Raw genomic sequence first — 21,052 nt, forward strand, 5'->3', positions numbered from 1 at the left:
AACTAGAGCCCCATCAAAGTGTAAGCTGAATGCAGTACTTCCTGAACCCGTAGGCCATCATCAATGGTTGCACCAAAACTCTCCCTGCCGCTTAACCGCAGTATGAAGTCATGAACACAGGCAATATGGGAGCGAACCCACCCTACTGCAAATTTGCCAGGCAGAGCACTGGGTGGAGGATACTGTTGCACAACTTCCAGAGCCTTAAACCCTCTCTGTCCTCCCAGAGCACCTCCAGGGTCTTGAGTGTCGTAAAATTCGAGAAAGTTGGGTTGCATAGAGTTATAGCGTAGCGCTCCTTTGCTCCCTTCTATTTCTATGCGTAGTTCGTCGCAGGAACCAGTTGCGAAACGGCTACACTCGATACTTCCCCATCCCCCTTCGCTCAGGCGAAAATCGATTAACGCCCAGTCATCAACCGTTACCCTTTCCTTTTTTAAGGCATCATCCAGACTGGGTCGCTCTTTTATAAAAGTTTCTCCCCAGGCTGAAAGAAGCTGAAAATCGCCCACCAGAAAATGAATGAGGTCAATAAGGTGTGAACCCAGGTCAGCGAGTGCGCCTCCACCAGCCAGCTCTTTTTGCATTCTCCAGCTTATCGGCCGTTCCGGATTTATGTACCCGGAGTGGAGATACAGGGCTCTAATTCTGAAAATGCGTCCCAGACGACCCTCTTCAAGAAGGGATTTAGCTTTCAAAATGGCAGGAGCAAAACGATTTTGAAAAGCCATGCCAAAAGGGATGCCAGAATTCTTGACCACCTGCCACATGGAAGAAGCCTCATCAAGGTTGGCAGCCAGTGGCTTATCGCAGTACACTGCTTTACCACACAAAGCGGCTCTCTCCACTACACGGCGATGCAAGGCGTTTGGCACAGCAACTACGACGATATCTATATCCTTACGCTCAACAAGTTCTTCAAAGGTCGAAGTAACAAAGGGAACCCCTGTTTCTTCCTGGGCTTTGCGTGCAGTTTCAGGACGCAAAGTACAAATACCCCTTATCTCGGGTAAAAGAGGCAAACCATGGTAATAGTACGGCAAAGACGAAAAAGCCAGCGCATGGATTCGACCTATAAAGCCAAAACCCACGATACCCACACCAACTCTATCCATTCACTTCACCTCAAACTGGGGAGTAATCACTTCCATACCGTGCATGTACGGTCGCAAAGCTTCAGGAATGATTACCGTGCCATCTTCTTGCTGATAATTCTCAAGGATGGCCACCAGGGTTCTGCCAACTGCCAGACCAGAACCATTCAGAGTATGCACATAGCCCAAACTTCCATTTTTCAAACGGTAACGAATATTGGCACGTCGAGCCTGAAAATCTTCGAAATTGCTACAGGAAGAAATTTCACGATACCTGTTTTGAGAGGGAATCCACACTTCTATATCGTATGTTTTAGCAGCGGCAAAACCCAAATCACCAGTACATAAAACCACCACTCGATAAGGCAATCCAAGAAGCCGTAGAATTTCCTCTGCATCCTGTAGCAAGGTTTCCAATTCCTGATACGATTCTTCAGGGCGAGTAAACTTAACCAGTTCCACTTTGTTGAACTGGTGTTGCCGAATCAGTCCTCTCACATCCTTGCCGTAGGAGCCAGCCTCTCTTCGAAAGCAGGCACTGTATGCTACGTAACGGAGCGGTAAATCTTCCTCTCTAAGAATTTCGTTGCTATGAAGATTGGTTACCGGAACCTCTGCTGTAGGTATAAGGTGCAGGTCGTCCTGACAGTGATACAGGTCCTCGTAAAATTTTGGCAACTGCCCGGTGCCAATCATAGCCTGGGTATTGACCAGAAAAGGCGGAAAAACCTCTGTGTAACCGTGTTTTTGAGTATGAACATCAAGCATAAAATTTATCAATGCTCGCTCCAGCATGGCACCAGCCTTCCACAAAACAGCAAAACGGGAGGAAGCAATTTTAGCAGCCCGTTCAAAGTCAATAATGCCTAACCCTTCACCAATTTCCCAGTGAGGGCGGGGTTGAAATGTGAAAGCAGGTATTTCGCCCCACCGTTTTACTTCCTGATTATCTGCCTCATCCCTGCCAACTGGAACGCTCTCATGGGGGAGATTGGGGAGCAAAAGCAATTTCGCCTTCCATTCTTCCTCAACTTCTTTTAAAAGGGTCTCCAACTCTTTTACTTTTTCAGAAATTTCCTGGACTTCAGCAAGAAGCTGGGAGGGGTCGTGCCCTTCCCTTTTATACTGCCCAATCTGCTTCGAAAGGCGGTTGCGCTCTGCTCGAAGTGCGTCCACTTCTTGTTGCAAGCTCCTTCGGCGTTCGTCAATACCAACAAGCTCTCTAAAAAGTTCTGGCTCCATGGCCCTTTTACGCAAACTTTCTTCGACCACCTCAGGATGTTCCCTGGCCCATTTCCAATCCAGCACGCTACCACCTCCTACCCCTTAATGACGCCCAAAGGACGAGCATAAACCACCTTCCTGGAAAGACCCGCCCGGTCAACCACCTCTACAACTTGCGAAACATCCTTATAGGCTTCTGGTATTTCCTCACGAAGCGTCGCCTTGCTTTCAGCAAGCACCAGTACTCCTTTGGCCTCCATCTCCTGAGCTATGTCTCTACCTCGTGACCTGCGGTCTGCTTCGGAACGGCTCATCATCCTACCCGCTCCATGACAGGTAGAACCAAAGGTTTCCTGCATTGCTCTTTCGGTACCAACCAGCACAAAAGACCCTGTGCCCATATCACCAGGTATCAAAACCGGCTGGCCAATATTCCGGTAGCGTTGAGGCAACACCGGATGCCCTGGACCAAAAGCACGAGTAGCTCCCTTACGGTGAACCACCACTTTAACCCTCTCTCCTTCAACTTCGTGTTCTTCAAGTTTTGCTATGTTATGTGCCACATCATAAAGAACTCTGATGCCCAGCTCTTGAGCAGATTTTCCAAAAACTTCCTCAAACGACTCTCTAACCCAGTGGGTAATAAGCTGGCGGTTAGCCCAGGCGAAATTTGCAGCACATACCATGCTCTCAAAATAAGCCTTGCCTTCCTCACTATTAAAAGGGGCACAGGCCAACTGTCGGTCAGGAAGAGAAATGCCATACTTGCGCATAGCACTCTGCATCACGTTCAGACTATCAGTGCAAATCTGATGCCCAAACCCCCTGGATCCTGTGTGGATCATGACCACAACCTGACTCTTAAAAAGACCAAACATCTCGGCCACATCAGGTCTAAAAACTGTTTCCACTACCTCAATTTCTAAAAAGTGATTCCCCGAACCAAGAGACCCCAGCTGGTCTTTACCTCGTTCAATCGCTTTCTGACTCACTTTATCGGGATTGGCACCGGGCATAGCACCCTGCTCTTCAGTACACTCTGTATCCTCAGGAAGACCCCATCCTCTTTTCACAATGTATTGCGCACCTTGCTCCATAACTTTCCTCAGTTCACTCACCGAAAAAGAAATACGTCCTTCCGAACCTACACCAGAGGGAATATTCCTAAAAAGAACCCGCAGGAGTCTATCAAGCACTGGTCTGACTTCTTTCTCTTCCAGAGAAGTAACCAACATTCGTACTCCGCAATTGATATCAAATCCCACTCCTCCGGGCGAAATAACGCCGTCCTCGACACGAGTGGCGGCAACGCCTCCAATCGGAAAGCCATAACCCCAGTGGATATCTGGCATGGCAAGTGACTTGCCAACAATACCCGGTAGACAAGCCACATTGGCCACCTGCTCCGGTGCCTGGTCTTTGCGAATATCTCGTATCATTCTTTCGCTTGCATATATTAGTCCGTCAGTGCGCATGCCCTTTTTATAATCGCGGGGTATAAGCCACCGCCATTCATCAACTTTTCGCAAAGGCCCCTTCCATTCCTCACCCATAGACCACACCCCCTAAAGGTCAAAATAAACCTGTGCTCTAAAAAGGCCTGGTCGCACCTCTTCAACTTTTGCCTGGTGATATGTACATGCTTTCACGTCTCTCAGAATACGATGCTCCTTAGGGTTGATGCGGTTACCAGCAACTCTGGCTCTGACAAAGTACCGACCCACACTTTCAACAGTAAAATGATTCAGCAAAACCTTTTCCACTTCAAAAAGATAAAGCAACTCATTCAGCCAGTTGACGAGAAGCTCTTCGTAATCACCTGCTTCCAGGTTCACCTCGCTCTCAAAATCCTTTTTCGGGCTTTCAAAACCCTTCAAATCGGCAATAATATGGAACATTCCCAAAGCAGCATTGGCGAAGAGCTCCTCCATACTTCTTCCCCAGGCAGTCAGGCCGATATCGGCAGTATGGTCTATGATTTCAAATTTCTTCACAGCACTTCACCTAATAACCCAAGGGCTGTCCCCCACTCAGACCCAGGACTTCTTTTAGCTTTACGATCAAAATATCAGTCGCCCGCACGAAAACCTCTTCAGTATTACCACCAATATGAGGAGTGCAAATCACGTTTTCAAGACCCAACAACTCTTGATCCGTAGGTGGTTCTGTATCATAAACATCCAGAGCAACACCACCCAGCTGGCCAGAGAGGAGAGCCTGATAAAGAGCTTTCTGATCAACAACCTTGCCACGAGAAGTATTAATGAGATAAGCACCTCTTTTCATTTTGGAAATTGCTTCCTCAGAAATCATGTTCTCCGTCTCCTGGTTAAGTACAACATGGAGAGAGACAATGTCACTTTTAGCTAAAAGCTCATTAAGGCTAAGCGCTCTCCTGACACCCTTTTCAACAAATACACCTTCTTCAACGTAAGGGTCATAGGCATATACTTCGGCACCAAAAGCCTTTACCAGTTCCGCCACACGGCGTCCGATACCTCCAAATCCGATGACTCCCCAGGTCTTGCCCTCAATGGTGCGCCCCGTACATTTACCCTTAACCCATTCGCCACGCTTCAAAAGATTACACCCGTAGTAAATACGCCTCAAAAGAGCAATGGCCAAACCAATGGTAAGCTCTGCCACGCTGGAAGTAGAAGCTTCTGGAGTGTTGATTATTCTTATGCCCTTTTCCCGGCAGGCTTCCTGATCAATGTTGTCAATGCCCACACCGGGACGAGCCACAACCTTAAGCTGGGAAGCGCTCTCAATAATATCCCTGGTAACTCTGGGCTTGGAACGCACCACAAAAACGTGCTTATCCCGAATGGCCTCTTTAATCTCCACCTCATCGTGGGAGTTTAAGGAAAAAACCTGGCCAATTTCGGCCAAACGTTTTTTCATTTCTTCCGGAACGCCATGTGCACAAAGAATTTTTATCACATTCTGATCCACACTTCATACCCCCCGTCTCCAGACAATACCAAAGCATCCTCAGCAGGTAAATGACGCTTCTATACTAACATCGTTACAGGAAAGCTTCAAGCTCAAGAAAACAATTCTGGCAGGTTTCCAAGCAGTCAAAACAATTAAGATGTGGGAAAAATTCTCGCGCAGACGCCAAACGATAAAATCATACAAAAGGAGCTGCTTATTTAGCAGCTCCTTTTTGCTAAACCAAAATAAACTACTTTGCTGAAATATTATTTTCTGAGCAATGCTGCGGTGCAGGCATCAACAAATTCCGGCACCTCTGGAGGAGTACGACCACTTACCAACCGTCCATCAATGGCTGCAGCCCAATCAGGCATGAACTTACCACCACACAGTTCAATAGAGCTGGTACAGGCTAACCAACCTGCGACCGACCTGCCTGCTACCAGATCTGCTGCCGCTGCCGGTATAGGTCCGTGACAGATAACAGCTACGATTTTGCCTGCATTATAGGCATCCTTGAGAAAGTCACGATGCAGTGCAGCAATATGCAACGGATTCATAGCTCCAGGTATCCAGAGAAGATCAAAATCGCTCATTTTGAGGTCTTCTGCTTTTATAATCTTGTAATAGCTATCGGGTATCTCCTGGAAAGGAATGCTCACTCCAAAGTTCCCAATCCTAACATCCAGACCCACCAGTGGTGGCCGAGACTGGATATAGGGCTTGAACAGGCCAACAACAAGTTCCGCTCCACGATACATGAATTCAAGGGCCGGCGAGCAAAGCTCTATATCTTCGAAGTCATCTGCTACCATAACCATAACTTTCTTTCCTTTAAGGATATTCTTGTGGATATCTACAAAGTTAGGATCAAAAACTTTGCACAGAGCCCTCAAAACAGCAGGAGCATCGACTGTGTCTCTACCAGTAATTAAGTTTCCATCAACCACTACAGGTTCATTCCTGAAATCAGCTACTCTTTTTAGCATGTAGTCTACCACCCTATTACCGGTGACTTTTTTCCCGTTTACAGCTCCTACCTTGATTAAAGGTAAAATTCCCTCTCCAATAGCTGCTACAGGAATTCCCCTGTCAACCACAGCTTTCACGAAATTAATTGCCACATCATCAGCATACATTATGTCGCCAGACCAACCACCTATTATGATCAAGGCATCGTAGTCTTCGGGGTTAGCCACAGGAAGATTGGCCACATGACCTTTGCCTGGCTGAAGAACTGCGGGAGTTATCACTCTATTGCCGTTTATACCCAATCCACTGAAACCAGCAGTACAGGTAAGGCCCCATCTACCAGTAGGCTCAACTGGTTCACCAGAACCAAAGAGTGCACGGGATACCTTCCAGAGATGGTTATTAGAAAGTATAAACTGTGGAATTCCTCCGAACTCGCCTACAAAATTGGCAAAGTAGTAAGCTTGCCAATCGCTAAAATCACAACCCACCAAAATACCTATTTTCTTACCTGCCAGAGGCCCGTTAGGCTTCATCTTACCGCCGTATTCCCCTGTCCAGGCAATTACTTCGCCGATCTTCTCAATGGTAATCCCCGTTTTTTGAGCTTCCTGAAGGAAAGAATCGAAGTCCATACCCCAGCTCACTCCAACAAAACCAAAGCACAACAAACTCACCAAAACTACCGCTCTCCATAATCGCCTCATCCTTTTCCCTCCCTTTGGGAAAAATCAATTAACCAACAACCTTTGAAGTAAAATTTAACGACCTAGAAGTGACCTGAAGGAACAACTCCTGCAGATTGAAACTTCCACCCCCCTTTTTTTATCCCGAGTAAACCCGAAGCAAAATTAACAATCTATACGGGTCACCCGTTTCCCTAATATCAGCTTAAGAGTATACCATATTGTATACCATTGTCAATATCCACGAACAAGGGAACAGTTGTGTTTATTGATGGTTTATATTATTTTCAGTATGACACCTAAAAGAGGTGTTCTATATGAAGCATGATCACGTCTGGCAAAGCAAAAATTTTTTCTGGATGGAACCAGTCGAAATCCTGAGAAAAACTGGACTAAAAAAAGGAGATGTGTTTCTTGATATTGGCTGTGGAACAGGACGTTTCGCAATACCAGCCGCACAAATAGTGGGAAAAACAGGAAAAGTGTACGCAATAGATCGCTCCAGAGACGCCCTGAAAATGCTTGAAAGAGAACTTTCGAAACTAAAAGACGTGAACTTTTCTCTAATAGAGACAGATGTAACCTCAGGCCTACCAATTGGTGATGGTGAAGTCGACTTTGCCTTTATGTCCAATGTTTTTCACGACATAGTCGCTGAAGGAAAAACCCAGAAGCTACTCAAAGAACTTGCACGAGTTACCAGAGAAAAGGGAATTATTGTTATAATTGAGTTTAAAAACAGGAAAGGTCCCTTTGGACCTCCACTTTCTATGAGGCTCTCTCCCGAAAAAGTGGGAGAATTGCTGGAAACTTGGGGATTTGAGAAAGAAGATTATCTGGATGTTGGAGAATATCATTATTTGTTGACCTTTGGAAAATAAAAAGAAAGAACCCGTACAAGCGAGAATGGCGATGATCTTTGAAGCTGAGAGTGGTAATACTCTGTCTAACAAGATATACGAAATTCTTTTAAATAAAATTATTAATGGGGAAATAAAACCCGGTACACGACTTATTGAAAGAGACCTTGCTGAGGAATTTGGCGTAAGCAGAACTCCAATCAGGGAAGCCTTAAACAGGCTGGCCAAGGACGACCTGATAGAAGTGATGCCTCATCGAGGAGCTTATGTAAAAGGGTTGAAAGCCGAAGATATCATTGAGATATACGATATTCGCGCTTCTTTAGAAAGGTTGGCACTGAGATTGGCAATCCCTTCAATTCCTCCTTCAGAAATAAAGCGCTTAAAACACATGGTGGAGAGTGATACGTTGAACACCAAGGAAAACGAAATTCAGCACCTGGTAACCATAGATCGGGAATTCCATAGACTTATTGCCAGTTGTTGTAACAATAAACGCCTGGTAGCCCTGCTTGAGAATCTGGCCAACGTGGTGAATGTCTTTCGAATGATGGATGCGCCAATTGAAGATAGGGCCAAAAAGGCGCTTCAGGAACATCTTGCAATTCTAGATGCTATAGAGAAACGAGATGTAGAGCTTGCCTGCAAACTGATCACTGAGCACATCGAAGCCAGCAAGCAGAGCATATTGAGGCACTTCGGTCATATATTACGTTAAATTCTTTATTCTGCCAGTCGATACAATGTCTCTCCTGCTTTAGGAACCAGCAAAATACCTTCGTCTTCTTTGTTCTCATACTCAGATAGATTAATGCTTTCAGGATTGATATAACCCAAACCTACCTTTTCACAGACCTCAGGTGGTATCCCGGTAGCCAGAGTCACCTTAATACGAGGTCGTTCAATCCCATTCTGATAAGTACCCTGTCCCTTAATAAGAGTGGATACCGCAAGGACCGCTCTGGGATATTCTTTGTATTGCTCCATATTTTGCAAGTAGTAGTCACGAACATGGTACCCTATTTCTTCAAGGATATGACCATGCGTGTAGGAAAGAGAAGTAATATGAGGTGCATAGATAACGAGTTCTCCCCCGTCTTCCACTACCGGCTCACACTTATACATGCATTTCCCGCCTGTCCAAAGGTCTTCATACATTTTGGGAGCACAAGCAATCACTTTGCGATAAGGATGAGGCTTATAAACGACGTGTAACTTCTCAGAAAGCGCAACCGCCTTACGCCAGGTTTCTCGCAGTTCACCCACAAAAATACCTGCAATCTTATTTTGGTGGACCACGAAGGCTATGTTGGTAACCGGAATAGGAACCAGCGAAGCCCCCATATCAAGAATGGAACGTACAGGATTGTTGGCCTTGCCAATAATGTTCAAATTAGTGATTAAAGCTCCCAACCAGTGGGTATGATCTATCATTTCTGGTCCAGAAATCCCAGGAAAGAAATATTTGCTTCCCCCCGAGAAACCAGCAATTTCGTGAGGAAAAACCGGGCCAAGAATCATCAAGTAGTCATACTCAAATATTTTCTTATTTATGGTAATCTTTATTTCTTCTTCTAACAATCCATTACTAACTTCGCTAACTAGAGCTGGAGACAAAGAACCAAGCTCTACCAGAGAGGAAGGGTCATTCCAGGTGTGGTTAAAACAGCGAGTTTCACCAAAAACTTCAAGGTATTCTCTTTCATTATCCACTCCAAGGTGCCTAAACACTGTTTCTCTGGAAAGCGGCTGATGGGTACCCAGAGCAATCATCAAATCAAGATGCGCCCCGCTTTGATTGCACACTTCTTTGACAATTCTAACCAGTTTACCCACCGGAGCAGTGCGGGTAGTGTCGGGGATAACCATCAAAACTTTTTTCTTCTGATAACCATCTGAAACCAAATAGTCAAAAAGTTCCTTCTTGATTTTTTCCAGATACATAGTCTTGACCTCTTCCATCAGTATGCACTGTGGTATACCATATTGCATACCTTATGTCAAGGCAAAACCACCCCTTATTTCACAAACAGAAACATAAAGAGACAATGGGGATTTTTATTGACATTGGTATACAATATGGTATACTCATTTTGGTAACTTTGTTTCCCTTTGTGCCTCACTAAACAAAGAGGAGGTGATTTCTTTCAAAAAATACCCTTGATAACACCAGCGCCATTTCTGCAGCTTAACCCTGGTCTACAAGCTTTTGTGTTTCTTTCAACGCTACAAAGCTTAAAAATCGAGTTAAGCAAAAAGGAGGGATAACCAAGTGAAATTCTTTAGAAAAACCCTGTTAATAATAGCTGTCTTAAGTCTCTGTTTAATCTTTTCCAGCTCCCTCATCAGCGCCCAGGAAAAAGTTACCATCAGGTTGGCAAGTGCTTTTGAGCCCGAACACATCCTGTGTAAAACTGCGGAAAAGTTCAAGGAACTCGTTGAATCACGAAGCGGTGGAGCCATAAAAGTAGAGCTCTTTTTAGGTGGTGTGATGGGTTCTGAAGAAGAAATTACTGAATCAGTCAGCATAGGAGCAGTTGAAGCACAAGTAGGAGGCGGATTGCCCATTAAAACTTTTGCTCCAGACTACTATTTCTTTGACTCTCCTTACGTAATGAAAGATTGGGAACACTTTAAGAGAGTTTTTTACGGAGAGTTAGGACAAAAAATGCGCGAAGAAATTGAGAAAAAAGGAAACACCATGTATCTCGGCATCGTTTACCGTGGATTACGCCATTTTACCAGCAATAAGCCTGTTCGTACCCCCGATGATGTAAAAGGCATAAAACTGAGACTCCCTCAGCTTCCTACCTGGATTGCAGTCTGGAAAGAAATCGGTGCCCTTCCAGTGCCTGTGCCCCTTACAGAGCTCTTTACAGCTCTCCAGACCGGCGTTGCAGATGCTTCGGAGGGAGATGTGACCCAAATCTACTCCTTCCACCTTTACGAAGTGCAGAAATACCTCTCTCTCACTGGTCATCTGGTGCAGACAGGAGGTCTGACCATCAACAAAGCGTTTTTCGACAAGCTTCCTGACGAGTATAAGAATATAATCGTCGAAGCCGGCAAAGAAGCTTGTGACTGGGGTACCCAGCAAATACTTGAAGGGGAAGAAGACATAATCAAGCAGCTTGAAGAAGCTGGAATGACAGTGATTAGAGATGTGGACCAGGAGGCATTCCGTGAAAAAGCCAAACCAGCAGTGGAAAAACTCTTTGAAACAGAGTGGACAGTAACCACCTGGGAAGAAATCCTCTCCTATTGATAAAAACGCCGTTAAATCTTGCAAAGAATGCCCGGTAAGTACTTACCGGGCATTCTTTGCAACAAAAACCTCAAGGGAGGAACCCTTATGGTCACCAGGAAACGAAGAGCGGGAATGTTCATTTTTGACACCGCCCTCGATATTATCACCACCATTGGTTTCAGCCTTATGCTTTTAAGTGCGGTAATGCAAGTTCTTTTCCGCTACGCCTTGCGTATCTCGGTCCCCTGGACAGAAGAGTTAGCAAGATACCTTTTGATTTACATCACTTTCTGGGGAGGAGCAATTGCCATAAGGACCAGAGAGCATATTAGCATTCCTGCCCTCCTTGAACGCTTATCCGAAAAAACTCGAAGTCTAATTGAACTTATTTTCATAGCACTTATGGTCATATTTTTAGCTGTTGCCTTTTTAGGGAGCCTTACCATGATCAGGGTTACCTGGGAAACACCCACAGGATCCATTGGTTGGTTAACCATGGGTATGGTATACCTTGCTCTACCTACCGGGGTCATCTTTATGTTTATTTACCTTGCAGATTGGGCTCTGGAACTGATCAAAAAAATTAAATCCGCTTAATTGGGCAAAAAGGAGTGGCCAAAATGGGCTTTTTGTTATTTGTCATTATTCTCATAGCTCTTTTCATGAGCGGCCTACCAGTAGCTTTCGCTCTCGGCATCACCGGGTTATTCTTGATGCAGGTCCTCTGGGGTGGTTCCATCAACTTTGGCATTGTGGCTCAGCGCTTGCTCTATGGAGCCAACAACTTTGTAATCCTGGCCATACCCTTTTTCCTGCTTGCTGGCAAGCTCATGAACACCGGGGGCATCACCAGAAGGATTTTCAAATTTGCAGAAATGCTCGTCGGCCACTTACCTGGTGGACTGGGTCAGGTCAATGTGGTGGCCAGCATGATATTTTCCGGCATGTCAGGACTTGCTGCCGCAGATACCGCAGGACTCGGCCTGGTTGAAATAAAAGCCATGCGGGATGCAGGTTACGACGACGACTTCAGCTGTGCCATAACTGGGGCAAGTTCCACCATTGGGCCCATAATTCCACCCAGCGTCCCCCTGGTCATTTACGGCATTTTGAGCACCACCTCCATAGGAAGACTCCTGATAGGAGGTATTATACCGGGAATAGTGGTTGGGATTTTTCTAATGCTAATGGTAGCCTTTTACGCCAGGCGCAAAAATTACCCCCGTCGCCAAAAGGCTACGCTTTCGGAGCTGCGCCAAGCTTTCAAGGAAGCAATCGGCCCAATTTTGACCCCGGTCATCCTGATAGGGGGCATTTTAAGCGGTATTTTTACTCCTACCGAAGCCGCAGCAATAGCCGTGGTATATGCATTGGTACTGGGGTGCATAGTATATCGGGAAATTTCTCTTTCCGATTTGTGGAGAATTCTGAAAGAAACTGCCAGAGAAACAGCAACTATAACTTTCATAATAAGCTGTGCCCTCTTTTATGGTTGGGTCTTAATAAGGAGCAGGACACCCATCGCACTACTTGAATTCTTCACTGGAGTAAGCACCAGTCCCTTGGCTATACTCATGATGCTCAACATCTTCTTACTGGTCATTGGCTGTTTTATGGAAACCATTGCGGCAATAAGCATTTTGGTACCCATTCTCACCCCTTTAATTCTTAAAGTGGGAATAGACCCGGTACACTTTGGTATGGTGATGGTTTTGAACCTCATGATTGGGCTTTTGACTCCTCCTTTTGGTATCAACCTGTTTATCCTGAACAAAATAAGTGGCGTGCCAACCTTGCGGGTAGCAAGAGCTTGCTTGCCTTTCTTCATACCCTTGATTGGAGCTTTGATACTTATAACCGTCTTCCCACAAATTGTGACTTTCCTGCCCAACCTGGTTTTCGGAAGGTAGGCGTTCAACAATGCAAAGAACCAGCTTCGTTTCAAAAACCACACCAATCGAAAGGGAGAAATAGGGTGAGTTACATACTTTCTGCCGATTTTGGCACCTCTTCACTAAAAATCAGTCTTCTTGATTACAACCTAAATCTGATTAAAAGTGCAAAGGCCAACTATACTTACGAAGTGAAAAAGGGCAAGGAAGTAGAAATTGCTCCAGAAATACTGCTTCAGGCTTTCAAGAAGGGCGTTAAAATTCTGGGCCAAGAGCACACGAATAAAATAGAGTATGTGGTTTGCGACACTCTTTGCCCTTCACTCATTGCGATGGACAGAGAGGGCAACCCTCTTTATCCAGCCATTCTGCACCTTGATAGACGAAGCACCAAGCAGGCCAGAAAAGCCCTGCAGGCAGTTGGTAAGGATACCTTCTTGAAAATAAATGGAAACCTTCCTTTTCCTGGTGGTATCTCATTAACCAGTATCCTCTGGATAAAAGAAAACTATCCTGACCTTTATCAAAAAACCCAGGTGTTTGGCCACTTCAACACTTTTTTACAAAAATTCATGGTTGGAAAGTTCTTTATCGACCCAACTCATGCCTCCTTCACCGGGCTTTATGAAACTCTTGAGTGGGGAGGCTGGTCAAAGGAGCTATGCAAAGGCTTAGATATTGATGCCTCAAAGCTTCCTGAAATAGCTGACTCAAATCAAATCACCGGAGGACTGAAAAAAGAAGCCGCCAGGTTCCTGGGCCTGCGAGAAGGAATACCTGTTCTGATGGGTGCTAACGACACCGCTACTGCTGCGCTTGGAGCTGGTGCCACAGAAGAAGGACAGATATTGAACATCTCTGGAAGTAATGAAATAATAACCGTCACACTTGAAAAGCCCCTACCCCATGAGAAAGTATACTTGAGGACACACGCTGTCCGGAACAGATGGCTCCTCTTAGCCATTACCGTGGGCGGAGGTGCTCTGGAGTGGTTCCGCAGAGAATTCTATCGGGAAATGTCTCGTGAAGAATTTTATGAAAAATACTTCCCAGAAGTAGTCAAAAGAGCCAGTAAACCAAGGGTGCATTTCTATCCCTATCTCGCCGGAGACCGACACAGCATTAACCAGCGCAGAGCTCGTTTTTCAAACCTCACCCTGGATACGACCAGAGAGGAAATGCTCTGTGCGCTTCTCTTTGGTATATTTGAACCCATCAACTTGGTTCTCTCCATCTACCGCAACCAGGTAAAGTTTAAGGAAGAAGTAGCCCTTACTGGTGGAATGGTAAACGAAGCCTTTCTGGAATTCAAAAAAAGAGTATTTCCTGACTTCGTATTTAAAAACGTTCAAGAATGTGTAGCCATCGGTAACGGCAAACTTGCCCTCTCAGGCAAGTCGTAGTAACCCAGCAAACCAACAAAACCCATAGAGGTGAGAAAATGGCTTATTTTTTTGACCTGTCGGGAAAAGTTGCAATCGTAACCGGCAGCAGCAGAGGCCTTGGAAAAGCAATGGCAATAGCCCTCGCCCAGGCAGGGGCAAACTTAGTGGTTACCAGCAGGAACCCTAAAAGTCTTGAAGAAACCTGCAATATCATAGAACAATACGGTAGCAAAGCTCTGCCTTGCCAGCTTGATGTAACTTCCACAGAAAGCATCAGCCAAATGGTAGAAACAGTCATCCGCGAATTCGGCCGCATTGACATTCTGGTAAACAACGCTGGAATGAATATTCGCAAGCCGGCACTGAGCCTCTCTGAAGAGGACTGGGACAGAGTTATCAATACCAATCTCAAAAGCGTTTTCTTTTGTTCCCAAAAAGTGGCTCCCTATATGATGAAGCAAAAATGGGGAAGAATAATAAACATAGGTTCAGCCACCACTGTCTTCGGCTTTCCTAATATGAACCCTTACTGCGCAAGTCGTGGAGGCATCGTTCAACTCACTCGCAGCCTTGCAGCCGAATGGGGGAAATATGGCATAACAGTAAACGTTCTGGCACCAGGCTGGTTTCGCACAGAACAAACCCGAGTGTTGTGGGAAAACCCTCGCTGGATGGAAATGGTAACCAGAAGAACACCGCTGGGTAGAATCGGGGAACCTGAAGAATTAGGTCCAGTAGTTGTATTTTTGGCTTCGGAACAGGCTTCCTTTATAACCGGAGCAGTATTAATGGTAGATGGAGGGTTCACCGGCTGTGATAGCGAAATTATGGATGTTTCCTACTTTCAGCAGCGATAAACTCAAGAAGCTTGGCTCGATCATGTCCATGTAGGTTGGAACAACACAAATGCCAGAAGGAAGGCCATTCGTCTTCATCCAAGCACCACTACCACGCCAGGGCCTTCCTTCTGGCAACTTTGTGCTTTTAGCATTTAGCAAAATACTCACTCTTTTTTAACCTCAAGCCTGGTAAGGATAGTCGAGTAAATTCCCTTTCCCGTCTGTCTTCATTGCTCTTAACTCACCGACAATTTCTATATCTGGATTACAAGAAGCTTCATAAAAGAGCTTCTCCGATACCTCCATCTCAATTATCTCCAGCGTATTTTTAATTCTAACCAGCCTTACCTCCTTCTCATTCTTTTTAACCAATTTCATAGCAGCTTTAATTGCCTGCTCATCGTTTTCCAAAACTATGGGCAAAAATCCTCCTTTCAGAGTACCCGAAGTCAGAATATTGGTGTAGGTAGCATTGAAATCGATTTTATCAAATAGCTTTCTGGTGGTAAGATCGGCAAAACCAATGCCACAGGCGTTGCCATGGGTCTTTTCGGTAAGGTCCAGTGCAATTATTATTTTGATATCCCTGTCAATGCCTTTTGCACGACCAATGACGTTGGTATCCATCCCGCTGCCACTTATATCTTTGCCAATTTCATCCACCACCAGAATATCAACACTCGTAAAGGGTATTTGGGGCATTTTACGCTTATATTCTTTCAGCAGTTCCTTTTCTGCCTTATAAAAATCCTCAGGCTCAACAGCCTGAATTTTGCATAGCCTGTGGTAAGCGTTTTCAACCAGAGCAATACCAAAAAGGATAGGGGCTTTGCGCAGTATTTCCGCCCCCACTTTAGGAATAACTTCTCTAAACCTCTCAAAACCAAGCTCATGGATTGCCGAAGCTCCTTCATGTTTCCCCAATCCGATGACCATCATTTTCATCAAACCGCTCTCGACTTCTCCAGCAAAGTCAGTGTGAACCTTAACTCTGTTGACGACAATAATGCCGTCGGCGGAGAAAGCGTTTTTATCGATATAAACAGGAATACCTTCCTCCGTTTCTCCAAGCTTCACCACTTCCATAGACGAAATTACCGGTGCACCGACGCTCTGCTCGGTTATCCCATATCCTGCAAGTATCTCTTTCTGGGTCTGGGCTTCTCCACCACCGTGGCTTCCCATGGCAGGAACAATAAAAGGCTCTCCTCCCAGGTGCTTAACTTCGTCAACTATTGCTTTTATAACTTCTGCAATCCTGTCAATGCCCCTGCTCCCAGCAGTAATCGCGATTTTTTTGCCTTTGCTGATTTTGTCCTTGACTCTAAGTTTTCGAATTTCTTCCCTCACAACCTGTGAAACGCTGCTAATATCACCCCTGGGAATTTTTTGCCGTATCTTAGCCACACAAGGCAACTTAATGTTCTCAATGCCTGGAATCACAACTCTTGAGACGTCCAAATCTTATCCCTCCTCGGTTCTACAGCGCCCAAGCAGTAAACAATTTGATTTCTTTCACAGAAGAATTGCCAGCTTTAAAAATTTCGCAAGACAATCTCAACTCGTATTAACCAAGGATGTCTTACTTACTCTAAATCGAATTTCCGCTTCCCTGCGGAAAAGGATACCGTAAATACGATCTACTTCGCGCTGAGGAAGAGCAAAGTCCTCAAGATGCACCCTCTGCACAAAACCAAGATTTTCCACCTTAACGACCCTGGCAGGAACAATAAATCGTTCTCCATAGGCCTCAAAAAGTACAACCAGATTATCTCCCACCTGTAAAGAAGAGCTATCAGTCAAAAAGGTCATGCGATCCCCACCAATAATTTCTGTTTCTCCTTGATGAAGATTTTTCAAATTCTGCATAAGCAAGCGAACAAGCTCTCCCGACTGCCCCGGCTCAAACTTCATGAAATGAATCTGCAAATTCCAGGGCAAAGCGAAAGCCCTACGTCGCTCTTCGGTTCTTTTAACCAAAAAAGTAAAATGACGACCCTCTACCAAAATAAGGCGAGCAGTAAGCTCAAAAGCTGAGTAAAAAAGGTCCCAGGAAATAAGCACGCTTTCTTCAGATGAAAGAGAGGGTGGAGAATCAAAAGCAAGAATTATTTTGTCTCGCTCCACTTCCACAACTCTTCCAGGGTAAATCTCTTTCTCAAAGCTTTCACCACCCCTGATACGACGTACCGAAACTTCTATACCTGGAAAAAGGGGCAACCCTTCTTCTTTTCTTTTTCTCAAGTAGTACTCAGGAACACTCAACAAAGCTTTTTCAATCACCTTAGCATCGAGTTTCCCTGCTTTACCCATAGCGTTTATTTCTTTTACCGCTTCTTCAAAAGAATAAGCCCTCCGGTAAGGGCGATGATGCAAAAGAGCATCGAAAACATCACACACAGCAAGAATTCTCGCTTCAAAGGGTATCTCTTCTTCTTTCAGTCCAAGATAGCCACTTCCGTCGAGGCGCTCATGATGCAAACGAGCTATGTGGAGGTAATCTTCCATAAAAGTATTTCCCAAAAAAATTCTATCCAGATAGGAAACATGCCGTTTGACTTCCTCAAGTTCCTCCCTAGTAAGTCTTCCGGGTTTCAGAAGAATTTCCCGAGGAACGAAGAGCTTGCCCAAATCATGAACGAGCCCGGCTACTCTTAAGGTTTCTTGAATCTCCAGCGAAAGGTTCATTCCTAAAGCTACACTTTGAGCAAAAGCAGCTACCCGCAGAGAGTGGTAGTAGGTGTAGGGCTCAACAGCCTGAAGCAAAGTAACCAGACTAAAAAGAAAGGAATCAAGCACTAACCGGTGGTTCAACTGTTCATATAGCCTAAAACGTTCTTTCCTCAGCATTTCGTTAGAAGAAGCTATCTTCTGAAGTACTTCGGTCAACTTTGTAGAAATATCCTTTTCTGCAACGGCGGCTACTACCATAGGACCAAAGGAAAGGACAATCAGCAAAAACCTATTGCCAGCCTCGGAAACGCCAGCGAAATAAGTGAGGTGTGCCAGTTCTGGAGCAATAGGCAAAACAAGAACCGCGTTTTCAGGATTAACTTTTTCTTTACTAAGAGGAGGACTGATTCTAACGCCTCTAAAGAGAGGATCAATGCCTTTATCTTGCAAAAAAGTGGAAACAACTTCCAAACGGCCATCAAGCAAACGACACAAAAGACTTATCGATCTAATGCTTGAATCATCGACTTCTTGATATACTCTCTCCAGAAAACTATCCCAGAAATAGCTCTCCAAAATGTCTCCCCTTTGTCAGAAAAAATCAAAACCAGGCAAGGTAAATTATAGCACAGACAAAAGTCACAGAAAATAAACACAAAAGTGCCGTCTAGGTTAAGGACAAAAACTGGTTCCTTCAACCTCAAAAACCGGGAACAACGCACTGATTAACCTTTACACCCCCTTTAAGCATCTTTTATAATTGAAAAAATTTATCTTTCAGAAAGGGGCTGAGCCTGTTTGCACAAAGTGCACTGGACGCTGCTTTTTCTTTTCCTGGTCCTTTTAAATTTTCTTTCAAGCTGTTCGTTTACTACTTCGCCTCAAGTTCCCATCCTTCGGGGAAAAGTATTCGTTGAAGACATCAAGAGAGAAATTACTAAAGGATACCCGATTTCCGGTGCCATAGTACAAGCGCTGGAGCCTGAAAGTGAAAGGGTTATTGCAAAAACAGAAAGCGACCGGGAAGGGCATTATGTTCTCTACGTCCCCCCTGGTGGACCCTACCTGATCCGGGCTACAAAGAACAACCTTGAGCTTCTTGACTTTTCTCCCCCCATTCGGGAAAACACAATCTACAATCTTGATCTGACCGGTATTAGCTCCACGGCGATTACTTTGGTGCTCCTGGAAACCGCCAGAGAAGGTTACGATTTTCAAAGCGTTAACGCCGAATCCATTAAAAAAATAGCCCGGTTCGACGAGTTATTAGAAAGAATTTGGGAAATTGTCGTAGATGGCGGAAACCCCGTAAACGATGGAAGAGTGCTGCAGCTTGTGAGAGAATTGGCAAAGGCCCTTTTCCCGAATCCGCAAACTACGGTTGAAGCTTCCTCTTTTCTTACTCCTATACGGAATGTTACTCAGAACAAATATTATTTCAAACTCCAGGATGCAATCGACGAAGCCCAAAGTGGCGATACTATCATAGCTTCAACGGGAATCTACAGAGAAAATATCAATTTTAAGGGTAAAAATATTGTCCTGCAAAGTACAAATCCCGACGATCCCCAGGTGGTGGCTGAGACCATCATCGATGGAGGAAACAAGGGAAGTGTAGTAACTTTCCAAAGCGGCGAAAGCAGTGAAGCGGTGCTTTGGGGTTTCACCATCCGAAATGGCTCAGGTAACACTCCTTCCCCGAATCCCGGTTTATCGTGTGGTGGCGGTATTTTTATTAAAGATTCTTCCCCTACTCTTGAGAAGAATCTGATTATGCAAAATAACGCTGACTACGGTGGTGGAGTATACATTGAAAATGGCTCACCTTCTCTTCTGGGCAATACCATAGAAACAAATACTTCTACCATTTCTGGTGGTGGTATTTGCATTATCAAAGCTTCTCCAACTATCGGAGACAGCAACGTTGGCTTCAAAAATATCATCCAGAATAATCAATCAGAATTAGGCGGTGGTATATACGTAGATAAAGACAGTACAATCAAAAGCGATAGTGTCCTGTGGGATAAAGCTTTTTATGTTCCTCCCAGCGGCTGGCCTGAACCCAATTATACAGCTTTTAATATTTTCTCTGCGAATAATCACGCTGGAGGAAGCATTGGCTCCCAGGTTTATTTTGAAGCGTGCAGCGTTAATTTCACCGTAAAAGGTTTGGGGAAAATCAGCATTTACGGCAACACAGTTACCGACCAGACCATGCTTTTTCCTATTGGAACAACGTTCGAAATCGAAGCAACACCAGAAACCAGTCATGGTTTTTTGAAATGGGTAATCAATGGTACTGAGTATTCGACTGATCCCTGCACAACTTTCACTGCTTCCGGGAATACAAACATCCAGGCAGTCTTTGGAAATATTTGTAAAATAATCTTTGGAATCAACCCCAACGACGGAACAAATGTCGGAAGCATCTTTGTCGATGGTGCAAAGGTTTTAAATGGGGAAACCGAAACCCAAACCATCCAATACTATCCCGAAGGGAAAATCATCAACATTGAAGCTCAAGACCTTGCCGGCAATTTCCAAAGCTGGAGCACAGGAAGCAACAACTCCTCTATTTCCCATGAAGTGACCGGCGACGCTGAAGTGACTGCTAACTTCACCATCCCTCCCGTAAAAAACGTTACTCAGGGAGTCTACCACAGTAAAATAGGTGAAGCCACATCCAGTGCCCAGGCTGAAGATATTTTAGAAGTGAGTCCAGACACCTACCATGAAAATGGGATAACAGTGCCCGAGGGAGTAACCCTCAAAGGTACCGGTGAACAAGACGCAACTATTATAGACGGTGGCAAAGCCTCACCCGGGATAACCCTCCAAAGTGGAGCTACCATTGAGGGCTTCACCATCCAAGATTTTTCTTCAAGTGCCGTGTATGTAGCTGGCGAAAACTGTACAATTAAGAATAACCGTATCTTGAATAACCAGGCAGATAATGGCGGCGGCATTTATGTAAGTAGTGAAGCGAACAACTGCACCATTACAGCTAATGTCATAGAAAATAATCAGGCGACGAACTATGGAGGAGGAATTTACGCATCCACCTGTAGCGGGGGTGACATTTACCAAAACACCATTCAATATAATCAGGCAGGGAGTGCAGGGGGAGGAATTTACCTTAGCGGCAATATTTCTTACCGCGATAACATTATCTACAAAAACACAGCGCCCAAGTGTCCCAACGTTAGCACTGCTTCTGGTTTATGTGAATGAGCTTAGAATAAC

Annotated in this window: 17 protein-coding genes; 8 read left to right on the top strand and 9 right to left on the bottom strand. The window is 44.9% G+C overall.

Annotation, left to right across the window (positions count from 1 at the left end; all coding sequences use genetic code 11):
• Positions 1 to 2 precede the first annotated feature (2 nt).
• From ACKTT1_RS08770 to ACKTT1_RS08795, 6 genes are all read right to left on the bottom strand, one after another.
• Positions 3 to 1,115, bottom strand: a complete 1,113-nt coding sequence (locus ACKTT1_RS08770) for a Gfo/Idh/MocA family protein (protein WP_369018746.1) — start codon at positions 1,113 to 1,115, stop codon at positions 3 to 5.
• Complete coding sequence (gene serS / locus ACKTT1_RS08775; RefSeq protein WP_412709290.1) at positions 1,116 to 2,402, bottom strand: serine--tRNA ligase; 1,287 nt, start codon at positions 2,400 to 2,402, stop codon at positions 1,116 to 1,118.
• 11 nt (positions 2,403 to 2,413) lie between these two features.
• Complete coding sequence (locus ACKTT1_RS08780; protein WP_412709291.1) at positions 2,414 to 3,871, bottom strand: RtcB family protein; 1,458 nt, start codon at positions 3,869 to 3,871, stop codon at positions 2,414 to 2,416.
• A 12-nt stretch (positions 3,872 to 3,883) separates the two neighbouring features.
• A complete protein-coding gene (locus tag ACKTT1_RS08785; protein ID WP_412709292.1) occupies positions 3,884 to 4,312 on the bottom strand; it encodes an archease in 429 nt (142 codons plus the stop codon).
• Between the two features lie 10 nt (positions 4,313 to 4,322).
• On the bottom strand, positions 4,323 to 5,273 hold the full coding sequence (locus tag ACKTT1_RS08790; protein ID WP_369018742.1) for an NAD(P)-dependent oxidoreductase: 951 nt from the start codon (positions 5,271 to 5,273) through the stop codon (positions 4,323 to 4,325).
• Positions 5,274 to 5,521: 248 nt separating this feature from the next.
• Positions 5,522 to 6,934: a DJ-1/PfpI family protein gene (locus tag ACKTT1_RS08795; protein WP_412709293.1), complete on the bottom strand. Its 1,413-nt coding sequence runs from the start codon at positions 6,932 to 6,934 to the stop codon at positions 5,522 to 5,524.
• A 296-nt stretch (positions 6,935 to 7,230) separates the two neighbouring features.
• On the opposite strand from ACKTT1_RS08795, the gene ACKTT1_RS08800 reads away from it, so the two are divergent.
• Positions 7,231 to 7,794, top strand: coding sequence for a class I SAM-dependent methyltransferase (locus tag ACKTT1_RS08800; protein ID WP_412709294.1), 564 nt, complete (start codon positions 7,231 to 7,233; stop codon positions 7,792 to 7,794).
• 25 nt (positions 7,795 to 7,819) lie between these two features.
• On the top strand, positions 7,820 to 8,491 hold the full coding sequence (locus ACKTT1_RS08805; RefSeq protein ID WP_412709295.1) for a GntR family transcriptional regulator: 672 nt from the start codon (positions 7,820 to 7,822) through the stop codon (positions 8,489 to 8,491).
• 5 nt (positions 8,492 to 8,496) lie between these two features.
• Here the strand turns inward: ACKTT1_RS08805 and ACKTT1_RS08810 are convergent, their stop codons facing one another.
• Positions 8,497 to 9,765, bottom strand: a complete 1,269-nt coding sequence (locus tag ACKTT1_RS08810; RefSeq protein WP_412709296.1) for a lactate racemase domain-containing protein — start codon at positions 9,763 to 9,765, stop codon at positions 8,497 to 8,499.
• 280 nt (positions 9,766 to 10,045) lie between these two features.
• Here ACKTT1_RS08810 and ACKTT1_RS08815 point away from each other — a divergent pair, with 280 nt between their 5' ends.
• From ACKTT1_RS08815 to ACKTT1_RS08835, 5 genes are all read left to right on the top strand, one after another.
• On the top strand, positions 10,046 to 11,038 hold the full coding sequence (locus tag ACKTT1_RS08815) for a TRAP transporter substrate-binding protein (protein ID WP_412709297.1): 993 nt from the start codon (positions 10,046 to 10,048) through the stop codon (positions 11,036 to 11,038).
• Between the two features lie 87 nt (positions 11,039 to 11,125).
• Complete coding sequence (locus tag ACKTT1_RS08820; RefSeq protein ID WP_412709298.1) at positions 11,126 to 11,617, top strand: TRAP transporter small permease; 492 nt, start codon at positions 11,126 to 11,128, stop codon at positions 11,615 to 11,617.
• Positions 11,618 to 11,640: 23 nt separating this feature from the next.
• Positions 11,641 to 12,930 (top strand): TRAP transporter large permease, encoded by a 1,290-nt coding sequence (locus tag ACKTT1_RS08825; RefSeq protein WP_412709299.1) that lies wholly within the window; start codon positions 11,641 to 11,643, stop codon positions 12,928 to 12,930.
• A 65-nt stretch (positions 12,931 to 12,995) separates the two neighbouring features.
• Positions 12,996 to 14,315, top strand: a complete 1,320-nt coding sequence (locus tag ACKTT1_RS08830; protein ID WP_412709300.1) for an FGGY-family carbohydrate kinase — start codon at positions 12,996 to 12,998, stop codon at positions 14,313 to 14,315.
• Positions 14,316 to 14,353: 38 nt separating this feature from the next.
• Complete coding sequence (locus tag ACKTT1_RS08835) at positions 14,354 to 15,154, top strand: SDR family NAD(P)-dependent oxidoreductase (RefSeq protein WP_369018732.1); 801 nt, start codon at positions 14,354 to 14,356, stop codon at positions 15,152 to 15,154.
• A gap of 162 nt (positions 15,155 to 15,316) precedes the next feature.
• On the opposite strand, the gene ACKTT1_RS08840 is transcribed toward ACKTT1_RS08835, so the two are convergent.
• The gene (locus tag ACKTT1_RS08840) at positions 15,317 to 16,597 is read right to left on the bottom strand and encodes a lactate racemase domain-containing protein (RefSeq protein ID WP_369018731.1); all 1,281 of its coding nucleotides are present in this window, start codon (positions 16,595 to 16,597) and stop codon (positions 15,317 to 15,319) included.
• Positions 16,598 to 16,693: 96 nt separating this feature from the next.
• Positions 16,694 to 18,385 (bottom strand): HD-GYP domain-containing protein, encoded by a 1,692-nt coding sequence (locus ACKTT1_RS08845; RefSeq protein ID WP_369018730.1) that lies wholly within the window; start codon positions 18,383 to 18,385, stop codon positions 16,694 to 16,696.
• Between the two features lie 231 nt (positions 18,386 to 18,616).
• Here ACKTT1_RS08845 and ACKTT1_RS08850 point away from each other — a divergent pair, with 231 nt between their 5' ends.
• The gene (locus tag ACKTT1_RS08850; protein ID WP_412710576.1) at positions 18,617 to 21,040 is read left to right on the top strand and encodes an InlB B-repeat-containing protein; all 2,424 of its coding nucleotides are present in this window, start codon (positions 18,617 to 18,619) and stop codon (positions 21,038 to 21,040) included.
• Positions 21,041 to 21,052 lie beyond the last annotated feature (12 nt).

It is taken from the genome of Atrimonas thermophila (assembly GCF_045864955.1).
Classification (GTDB): Bacteria; Atribacterota; Atribacteria; order Atribacterales; family Thermatribacteraceae; genus Thermatribacter; species Thermatribacter velox.

What these genes read in the sequence shown, in the direction of transcription:
- ACKTT1_RS08770 (WP_369018746.1), bottom strand. Translation starts at nt 1,115, where the DNA reads ATGGATAGAGTTGGTGTGGGTATCGTGGGTTTTGGCTTTATAGGTCGA.
- ACKTT1_RS08780 (WP_412709291.1), bottom strand. Translation starts at nt 3,871, where the DNA reads ATGGGTGAGGAATGGAAGGGGCCTTTGCGAAAAGTTGATGAATGGCGG.
- ACKTT1_RS08795 (WP_412709293.1), bottom strand. Translation starts at nt 6,934, where the DNA reads ATGAGGCGATTATGGAGAGCGGTAGTTTTGGTGAGTTTGTTGTGCTTT.
- ACKTT1_RS08800 (WP_412709294.1), top strand. Translation starts at nt 7,231, where the DNA reads ATGAAGCATGATCACGTCTGGCAAAGCAAAAATTTTTTCTGGATGGAA.
- ACKTT1_RS08805 (WP_412709295.1), top strand. Translation starts at nt 7,820, where the DNA reads ATGGCGATGATCTTTGAAGCTGAGAGTGGTAATACTCTGTCTAACAAG.
- ACKTT1_RS08810 (WP_412709296.1), bottom strand. Translation starts at nt 9,765, where the DNA reads ATGCAATATGGTATACCACAGTGCATACTGATGGAAGAGGTCAAGACT.
- ACKTT1_RS08820 (WP_412709298.1), top strand. Translation starts at nt 11,126, where the DNA reads ATGGTCACCAGGAAACGAAGAGCGGGAATGTTCATTTTTGACACCGCC.
- ACKTT1_RS08825 (WP_412709299.1), top strand. Translation starts at nt 11,641, where the DNA reads ATGGGCTTTTTGTTATTTGTCATTATTCTCATAGCTCTTTTCATGAGC.
- ACKTT1_RS08835 (WP_369018732.1), top strand. Translation starts at nt 14,354, where the DNA reads ATGGCTTATTTTTTTGACCTGTCGGGAAAAGTTGCAATCGTAACCGGC.